Source organism: Lentzea sp. NPDC059081, from assembly GCF_042738015.1.
Classification (GTDB): Bacteria; Actinomycetota; Actinomycetes; order Mycobacteriales; family Pseudonocardiaceae; genus Lentzea.
The window spans coordinates 295,460-304,006 of the sequence record NZ_JBHYGW010000008.1; the positions used below are offsets into that span (position 1 = coordinate 295,460).

The 8,547-nt window shown below is 70.1% G+C and carries 7 protein-coding genes and 1 pseudogene; all 8 read left to right on the forward strand.

Annotated features, from left to right (window positions below; genetic code table 11):
• Nucleotides 1-15: 15 nt before the first annotated feature.
• On the forward strand, nt 16-1,605 hold the full coding sequence (locus tag ACFWV3_RS21085) for a DUF4331 domain-containing protein (protein WP_382413085.1): 1,590 nt from the start codon (nt 16-18) through the stop codon (nt 1,603-1,605).
• 68 nt (nt 1,606-1,673) lie between these two features.
• Nucleotides 1,674-2,969: a tetratricopeptide repeat protein gene (locus ACFWV3_RS21090; protein ID WP_382413086.1), complete on the forward strand. Its 1,296-nt coding sequence runs from the start codon at nt 1,674-1,676 to the stop codon at nt 2,967-2,969.
• The gene (locus tag ACFWV3_RS21095; RefSeq protein ID WP_382413087.1) at nt 2,966-4,342 is read left to right on the forward strand and encodes a nickel/cobalt transporter; all 1,377 of its coding nucleotides are present in this window, start codon (nt 2,966-2,968) and stop codon (nt 4,340-4,342) included. Before ACFWV3_RS21090 ends, ACFWV3_RS21095 begins: the two co-directional genes overlap by 4 nt.
• A gap of 10 nt (nt 4,343-4,352) precedes the next feature.
• Nucleotides 4,353-4,676, forward strand: coding sequence for a hypothetical protein (locus tag ACFWV3_RS21100; RefSeq protein WP_382413088.1), 324 nt, complete (start codon nt 4,353-4,355; stop codon nt 4,674-4,676).
• Between the two features lie 39 nt (nt 4,677-4,715).
• Nucleotides 4,716-5,588 (forward strand): alpha/beta hydrolase, encoded by an 873-nt coding sequence (locus ACFWV3_RS21105; RefSeq protein WP_382413089.1) that lies wholly within the window; start codon nt 4,716-4,718, stop codon nt 5,586-5,588.
• A 438-nt stretch (nt 5,589-6,026) separates the two neighbouring features.
• The gene (locus ACFWV3_RS21110; RefSeq protein WP_382413101.1) at nt 6,027-6,497 is read left to right on the forward strand and encodes a helix-turn-helix transcriptional regulator; all 471 of its coding nucleotides are present in this window, start codon (nt 6,027-6,029) and stop codon (nt 6,495-6,497) included.
• A gap of 201 nt (nt 6,498-6,698) precedes the next feature.
• Complete coding sequence (locus tag ACFWV3_RS21115; RefSeq protein ID WP_382413090.1) at nt 6,699-7,556, forward strand: hypothetical protein; 858 nt, start codon at nt 6,699-6,701, stop codon at nt 7,554-7,556.
• Nucleotides 7,557-7,615: 59 nt separating this feature from the next.
• Nucleotides 7,616-8,547, forward strand: a pseudogene (locus ACFWV3_RS21120) (hypothetical protein); the annotation flags it as partial.

Here is an 8,547-nt window from a genome sequence, read left to right on the forward strand (position 1 = left end):
CCGAAGGGATGGAGCATGTCAGCACCTCCTCCCGCACGTCGCCGACGACGTGTGGCGGTAAGTCTGATCGCGGTCGGGAGCACCTTGCTCGCGGCAGGGCTGATCGGTGGTTCCGGTTCGGCCGGGGCGTCGAGTCACCGGGAAGCGCCGTTGATCGCGGGTGATCCGGCGGTGGACAACACGGACGTGTACGCGTTCGTCAGCCCGGACAAACCGGACACGGTGACGCTGGTGGCGAACTGGTCGCCGTTCCAGGAGCCGAACGGCGGGCCGAACTTCTACCCGCGGGCGACCGATGCCCGCTACGACATCAACATCGACAACGACGGTGACGCCAAGGCCGACCTGACGTACCGGTGGACGTTCCGCACCGAGGACCGCCGGGGCAAGTCGACGTTCCTGTACAACAACGGGCCGGTCACGTCGCTGGACGACGAGAACCTGCTGTTCCGGCAGACCTACGCGCTGGAGCTGATCGACCGCGACGGCCACGATCGCAAGCTGATCCGGTCGGGCAAGGTCGCGCCGTCCAACACCGGCCCGGCATCGATGCCGGACTACGGCGCGCTGCGGACTCAGGCGATCACCGACGTGCCCGGTGGCGGCAAGAGCTACGTCGGCCAGTCCGACGACGCGTTCTTCCTCGACCTGCGGGTGTTCGACCTGCTCTACGGCGGCAACCTGTCCGAGGTCGGTCAGGACACGCTGCGCGGCTACAACGTCAACACCATCGCGTTGCAGGTGCCCAAGTCGCAACTGGCGCTCAAGGGCGACGCGACCCGCAACCCGGTCATCGGGGTGTGGAGCGACACCGAGCGCCAGTCGATGATCCTCAGCCCGGGGGAGTCGCACGCGGTCGGCCCGTTCGTGCAGGTCTCACGCCTGGGCAACCCGCTGGTCAACGAGGTCGTCGTGCCGGCAGGGCTGAAGGACAAGTTCAACGCGCTCACACCCGACCGCGACGGCAAGACACCGGAGCTGGTCAACCGGGTCACCGACCCCGAGGTGCCCAAGCTGATCCAGGCGATCTACGGCATCCCGGCCCCGGCCACGCCGCGCAACGACCTGGCGGAGATCTTCCTGACCGGCATCACCACCAAGGCGGGCGGGCCGATCAAGGCGGACCTGAACTCGCAGCTGGGCAACGCCGACGTGAACCCGAAGAAGTTCACGCCGTCGGAACAGCTGCGGCTCAACGTGTCCATCCCGCCGGCGGCGTCGCCGAACCGGCTGGGTGTGCTGGCCGGTGACCTGCAGGGCTTCCCGAACGGCCGCAGGCTCACCGACGACGTGGTCGACATCGGTGTGCAGGCGCTGGAAGGCGCCGCGGTGAGCGGCATCGTGCCCGCACTCGCGACCGGGGACAAGGTCAACGCCAACGACAAGGCGTTCGGCACCTCGTTCCCGTACGTGGCGCTGCCGAACAACACCGCGGTCAACTCCGGTGCGGCCGGCGCGGTGCCGCCCACCGGCGGTGGCGGTGGCGGGGGTGGCCTGCCGGACGGGCTGATCCTCAACGCCGTCCTCGCGGCGCTGCTGATCGGTTCGGGCGTGTGGCTGCTGAGCCGCCGTCCACTCCGGACCGCGGTTCCCGCAGTCGCATAAGAGCGTGCCGGGGGACGAACTCCGTCCGTCCCCCGGCACGTCCCCGACAGCAACCCACGGAGCGCGCCATGAACCGCCGCAAGATCATCGCTGTGCTGGCCATCACCGCCGGCGCGGCGCTGCTCGCCACCACCGCCACCGCGCTGAGCCGCGGCGACGACCCCGCCCCACCGGCCTCCGGCGCCGCGGTCGCGCGCAGCGACGTGCAGCGCACCATCAGTGCCGCCCAAGAGCGGCTACGGCGCGTTCCCGAGGACGCCACCACCTGGGCCTCGCTCGGCTCTGCCTACGTCGAACAGGCCCGCATCACCGGCGACCCCACCTACTACGGCAAGGCCCAGGGCGCGCTCGAGACCTCATTGCGGCACAAGCCGGATGGCAACGGCCCCGCCCACCTGGGCCTCGGTGCCCTCGCCAACGCCCGTCACGACTTCGCCGCCGCCCGCGACCAGGCCGAGCTCGCCCGCGCCGCGCTGCCCGACACCGCCGAGGTCTACGGCGTGCTCGCCGACGCCCTCACCCAGCTCGGCAAGACCGACGAGGCGCGGGCCGCGGTGCAGCGGATGCTCGACCTCGAGCCCGGCGTGCCCGCGTTCACCCGCGCCGCCTACGACTTCGAGCAACGCGGCGAGGTCGACTCCGCCCGCCAAGCCCTCGTTCGCGCACTCGAGGCCTCCTCATCCCCGGCCGACGCGCTGTTCTGCCGCTACCACCTCGGCGAGCTCGCATTCGACAACGGCGACCTCGACGAAGCCTCCGCCCAGTACGAGCAGGGCCTGCTCGTCGATCCGCTCGACCCCGCTCTGCTGCAAGGGCGTGCCAAGGTCGCCGCCGCCAGGGGCAAGACCGCTGACGCGCTGAGCGGCTACGCCGACCTCGTGGCCCGCGTGCCCTCACCGCAGTACCTGCACGAGTACGCGCTCCTGCTGCGCGCCTCAGGCCGCACCGACGACGCAACCCGCCAGTTCGACCTGCTCGCGCAGCAGGAACGGCTGCTCGCCGCCGCGGGCAGCACGGACGAGCTCGCCGCCTCGGTCGCCGCCGCCGACCGGGGTGATGCCGCCTCCGCACTGGCGGCCGCTCAACGGGAGTGGAACCGCAGGCAGAACCCGCTGGTCGCCGACGCTCTCTCCTGGGCACTGCACCTGGCCGGACGCGACGCCGAGGCCCTCGGCTACGCCGACCGCGCCGCCACCACAGGCTGGCGCAACGCCACGTTCGCCTACCACCGCGGCATGATCCTGCGCGCCCTCGGCCGCACCACCGAGGCCGCCGACGCGCTCGGCACCGCGCTGCGCACCAACCCGCACTTCTCACCGGTGGACGCCCCGGCCGCCCGCACCACGCTGGACGGTCTGCGATGAAGGCGCTCGCCGTGCTCCTGCTCGCCGGGCTCGCCATGCTGGCCGTTCCCACCAGCGCCGGCGCGCACCCGCTGGGCAACTTCACCATCAACCACCACCACACGATCACCGTGCACCCGGACCGGATCGACGTCGTCTCGGTCGTCGACCTCGCCGAGATCCCCACCCTGCAGGAACAACCCGCCCGTCAGACCGGCTACGCCGGCCGCGAGTGCGACGCCGTGGCCGGCAGCCTCGCGGTGACCGTCGACGGCACCCGCGCCGTGACGTCCCTGCGTTCGGCGTCGGTGGAGTACCCGCCCGGCGAGGCCGGGCTCGCCACCACCCGCCTCACCTGCCGGCTCACCGCCCCCGCGGACCTGAGCTCCGCCGCCACCGTCGAGGTGCGCGACACCTACCGGCCGGGTCGCGTCGGCTGGCACGAGATGACCGCCACCGGCGACGGCATCGCCCTGATCGACCCGCCCGTACCCTCGGCCAGCGCAAGCGACGAACTCCGCGCCTACCCCGACGACCTGCTCGCCGACCCCCTCGACGTCCGCGCGGTGAGCCTGCGCGTCGAACCCGGCACCACCCCGGCCTCGGGCGTGGCCGCGGCCCAGGGAGGCAGCACGGTGCTCGGCGCCGCGACCCGCGCGTTCACGGACCTCGTCGGCAAGCAGGACCTCACCCCGTTGGTCGGCGTGCTCGCCGTGCTGCTGTCGCTGCTGCTCGGCGCCTCCCACGCAGCGCTACCCGGACACGGCAAGACCGTCATCGCCGCCTACCTCGCCGGCCGGGACGGCACCGCGCGTGACGCGGTCGTCGTCGGCGCCACCGTCACCCTCACCCACACCCTCGGCGTGCTGGTCATCGGCCTGGTGATCAGCGCCTCCAGTGCACTGGCCGGCGAATCGCTGCTGCGGATCCTCGGCGTCGCCAGCGGAGTCCTGGTCACGGCTATCGGCGCGTACCTGCTGCGCTCCGCTCTGCAACGGCAACCAGTCGCCGTTGGCCACGGACACGGCCATGCGCACGGACACGGGCACGGTCATGGGCATGGTCACGGACACGGGCATGGGCACCGGGTGGGACGAGGTGGCCTCATCGGCATGGGCGTGGCAGGCGGTCTGGTGCCCAGCCCGTCGGCGCTGGTCGTGCTGCTCGGCGCGATCGCCCTGGGCCGCACCTGGTTCGGCGTCCTGCTCGTCCTGGCCTACGGCCTCGGCATGGCCACCACGCTCACCGCCGTCGGCCTGCTCCTGGTCCGCCTTCGCGACCGGATCGCCGCTGTCGAACGCTTCCGGAACCGCTTCACCGCCCTGCCCGCCATCACCGCCGGGCTCGTCCTCGTCGTGGGCCTCGGTCTGACCGTCCGCGCCCTGTTCGAATAGGAGAGACGCGATGCGCGTTCCGATCCTGGTCCTCTGCTTCGTCACCGCTCTGACCGCCTGCTCGTCGCCACCGGATCCTGGCCCGGTCTTCGACAAAGAGAGCGGCGCGGAGGTGACCTGCCTGCGCCACCAGCCCCAGCCGCCGGGGCCGCGCTACACCGACGACTCGATGCGCAGCACCGGTGAAACCCTGTCACTGCTGCGCTACTACACCGCGCACGGCCGCAAACCCTTCTGCGACAGCCAAAAACCCACGGACACCGACAAACAATGGGCGCAGCTGTACGTGACCCTCGGTGCCGACCGGGCCAACGTCGTCGCCCTGCTCGGCTGAAACCGATCCGGCGGGCCGTGCGGCGACGAAGGAACCGATGTGAAGCTCAGTGACCGGATCACCGCGGCGACGATGCACGCCACCGCCCGCTGGACCGTGCGCTACGGCGAGGTGCTCCGCTTCGCCGGATCGGACCTGCCGAGGCCCAGGCCGATCCGGGTGCCCACCCGGCACGGCCGCGTCCGCGTGCACGTCTACCTGCCGCTTTCGGAGCCGGTGCCCGGTGCAGCGCACGTCCACTTCCACGGTGGTGCGTTCCTGATGCGCTACCCGTTCATGGACGACTGGTGGTGCCGGTACCTCGCCGCGACGACCCGCGTCCCGGTGCTGAACGTCGACTTCCGTGCGGCGCCGTACGTCACCTACCCCGTGGCCCATCACCAATGCCACGACGTCGCGGCGTGGGCTGCGGCCGATGGCGGCGACCTCCGGCTGGACCGCGATCGGATCTCGGTCGGTGGGTTCTCCTCCGGTGGCAACCTCGCGGCATCGGTGAGCCTGCAAGCCCGCGACGGAGGACGGTGGCTTCCGGCGTTGCAGGTGCTCGGGATCCCCGTGCTCGACTTCCACGACGAACACGGCTACGACGAACCGGGCATGATCACGCCCGAGCTGCGCCGGCTCGTGCGCCGGGTCTACTTCCCCGACCCCGCCAGCAGGCTGGAACCGTTGGCTTCTCCTTTGCTGGCACAGAACCTGTCAGGTCTGCCGCCGGCTGTCGTGCTCACCGCCGAACGCGATGTGCTCCGCCACGACGGCCGGCGCTACACCGCACGCCTGCGGGAAGCCGGTGTGCCGGTGCGTCACGACGAGACCCCCGGCACCGACCACTACTTCCTCACCGAGAACCCCGTCCGCGCTCGTACCACCATGGCCATGGTCGCCGAGTCCATCAGCGCGGCGGTGTCCTGACGACACACCGATTGTTCGGGACGCCCGCGCCACAGAGCGACGATGTTGACGTTGCGCATCGGACCTGAGGTCGGACATGCTCAGATCTTCGGACGGGGTCGTGAGGCGTCGTGCAGGCAGTGTCGGGCGGGCGTGGGTGCGGATCCGCGCGACGTGGACGGACGCGCCCGCGTTCCCGGACCCGCCACGACGAGGCCACCGCTGACGTGACGCGCATGATCGAGCGTGCCGGCGCTGACCTCGCGTACCCAGATCGCCGTGACGGTCGCGGTGGAGTTCGACCGGGTCGAGCCGCACCAGAACGAGGCGTGGACGTTGCCGGGCAACTTCGGAGATCCCCCACTGTGGTCAGCTCTGCCGTGCTGAAACGCGTTCCACGTGACGCTTCTCTTCGGTGACCACGCCGCAGTGCAGCACCACCTCACGGCGTTGGACGACGTGACGGGCGCACTGCCGTCCGCTCGCGCGTTCTCGGCCGCCGCCCAGTGCCGGAGCCAAGCCGGACGAGGTGAGGTCGACCACGGACAGGTCGAGTCGGAGGCCAAGGACTGCACGCACACTGCATGCAGGCGGGCGGGCACGGCATGGCTTGCTGGCCCGCTGCGATGCACACCACCGAGCGCAAGGCGACGACCTGGTTGCTCGACATCGCCCGGCAGTGCGGAAGTCCTGAGCGAACCCGAACAAGAGGTCGCGTTCGTGCGGGACGGCCTCGCCTGCCACGAGATCGGCGACACCCTGTTCATCTCGTCCAGGACCGTCGAGCATCACGTCGCCCGCCTCCGCAGCAAGCTCGACGCGAAGAACCCCGCGGACTCGAACGAGCACCGGAAGCCGCGACCTGACTGGCTTGACGCGCCGCGCAGATGCTGTGCGCGGATCCGATACCGCTCATCCGGAACGGAGTAGTTCATAAAAGGCGGTCACTGTCAGTTGACATGCAAAGGTGCATTTTGTATCTCAAAGTAGTCGGGAATGCGGGTTTCAAACTATTTTACGGCTTTGAGCTGCGAAAACAAAATTTCCTCAACATTGGTGCAATCCACCCCATCGGGTGAATCCGAATGCCTGACGTAAGCAGGTGCTGATTCGAGGAGAGGGGGTGATTGCATGAAGTTGACATGCTCCACAGCGCTCCGGCGGACTCTCGGCGTGGCCGGGTTCCTGATCGGGTTCGGTTTTCTCTCCGCGGGGATCGCGAGCGCTGACGAGGGTGGCTCGCCCGGCTTGCTGGGTGGCGTCACCGATCTCGTCGCTCCGGTGACCGATCTGGTCGCCCCGGTGACGAGGGACGTCGCGGTGGTGGCCGACCCGGTCGTGAAGCCGGTGGTGAAAGCCGCCGAGCCGGTGGTGACCCCGGTGGTGAAGAGCGTTGAGCCGGTGTTGAAGCCGGTGCTCAAGGCCGCCGAGCCGGTGACCAAGCCGGTGCTGGAACCGTTGGCGCCGGTCGTCGACACCACGACGCGGGTCCTGGGTCCGGTGTTGGAGCCTCTCCAGCCGGTGACCGCGCCGCTGCTCACCCCCGTGGCGAACACGGTGCGGGACGTGCCGGTGGTGCCGCGGCTCGCAGAACCGCTGGTGACGCAGCCTTCCGCTCCGGCGGAGGTGACGCCGCCGCCGGTTGCCGAGCCGGCAGTTCCGGAGACACCGGTCGTCGTCGTACCGGAGGTTCACGCCGTGACGACGTCCGACGCAGTTCCGGTTGCGGTGACGAAGGTCCCGCAGCAGATCTCCGCACCTGACGTGGCGCCACCGCTCCAGGCGCCCCAGCAGCCGCTGCCCGACGTGCCGTTCGCTGTGCCCGGCACGACAGGATCGGCGTCGTCGAACGGATCGACGGGTCTCGCTCTCGCGGATCTCCCGGCAGCACCGGGAGCCCACGCGGTCGGCGAGTCGCTCGTGGTGGTCGCCGATCACCAGGTCCACGGGTCGTGGTGCTATTACTACGGCCGTAATCATCCCAGTTGATCCGACCTGCCATCCAAGCCGACAGATCACCCAGCTTGTTTGACAGGAAAGGCTCGACAATGCACAACTACGTGAAGCGCGGCCTGCTGGCCGCGGCGTTCTCGGGAGGATTTCTCCTGTGCGGAACGGCGATGGCAAGCGCTGACACAGGCGGCAACGGCCTCCTGGGCGACGTGAGCAACGCCGTGCACTCGGTCGTGAACGGTGGCAACGGCGGCAACTCGGGCAACGGCGGCAACGCCACCAGCTCGAACACCGCCCGCTCCGGCAACTCGGGCAACTCCGGGAACTCGGGCAACACCGGCGGCAACAGCGCCACGAACCTGTGCGTGCTGGCCGAGTGCCACACGAACGTGAGCTCGGGCAACTCCGGGAACACCGGTGCCACCGGCTCGACCGGTGACGCTTCCAACCACAGCAGCACCGTGGGCGGGAACTCCGGTGCCGCGGGCAACGGCGGCGACGCCACCGCGGCCGGTCGTGCGCAGAACGCGACCGCGAACGCCGGCAACGGCGGCAACTCGGGCAACGGCGGCAACGCCTCCAGCTCGAACACCGCGCAGTCCGGCAACTCCGGCAACTCGGGCAACTCCGGGAACACCGGCGGCAACAGCGCCTACGGCGTGTGCCTGCTGGCCGAGTGCCACACCAACGTGAGCTCGGGCGACTCCGGGAACACGGGTGCGACGGGTTCGACCGGTGACGCTTCCAACCACAGCACCACCGTGGGCGGACACTCCGGTCCCGCTGGCGACGGCGGCGACGCGGCGATCATGAACAAGGACCAGAAGTGGGGCCAGCACAAGAACAACGGCTCCACCGAGGCGACCGCGGGCAACGGCGGCAACTCGGGCAACGGTGGCAACGCCACCAGCTCGAACAACGCCACGACCGGCAACTCGGGCAACTCCGGGAACTCGGGCGACACCGGCGGCAACAAGGCCGTCGTCCGCACGATCGGCTCGGAGCAGGGCCACGGCTGGAACCGCTG

What these genes read in the sequence shown, in the direction of transcription:
- ACFWV3_RS21085 (WP_382413085.1), top strand. Translation starts at nt 16, where the DNA reads ATGTCAGCACCTCCTCCCGCACGTCGCCGACGACGTGTGGCGGTAAGT.
- ACFWV3_RS21090 (WP_382413086.1), top strand. Translation starts at nt 1,674, where the DNA reads ATGAACCGCCGCAAGATCATCGCTGTGCTGGCCATCACCGCCGGCGCG.
- ACFWV3_RS21095 (WP_382413087.1), top strand. Translation starts at nt 2,966, where the DNA reads ATGAAGGCGCTCGCCGTGCTCCTGCTCGCCGGGCTCGCCATGCTGGCC.
- ACFWV3_RS21100 (WP_382413088.1), top strand. Translation starts at nt 4,353, where the DNA reads ATGCGCGTTCCGATCCTGGTCCTCTGCTTCGTCACCGCTCTGACCGCC.
- ACFWV3_RS21115 (WP_382413090.1), top strand. Translation starts at nt 6,699, where the DNA reads ATGAAGTTGACATGCTCCACAGCGCTCCGGCGGACTCTCGGCGTGGCC.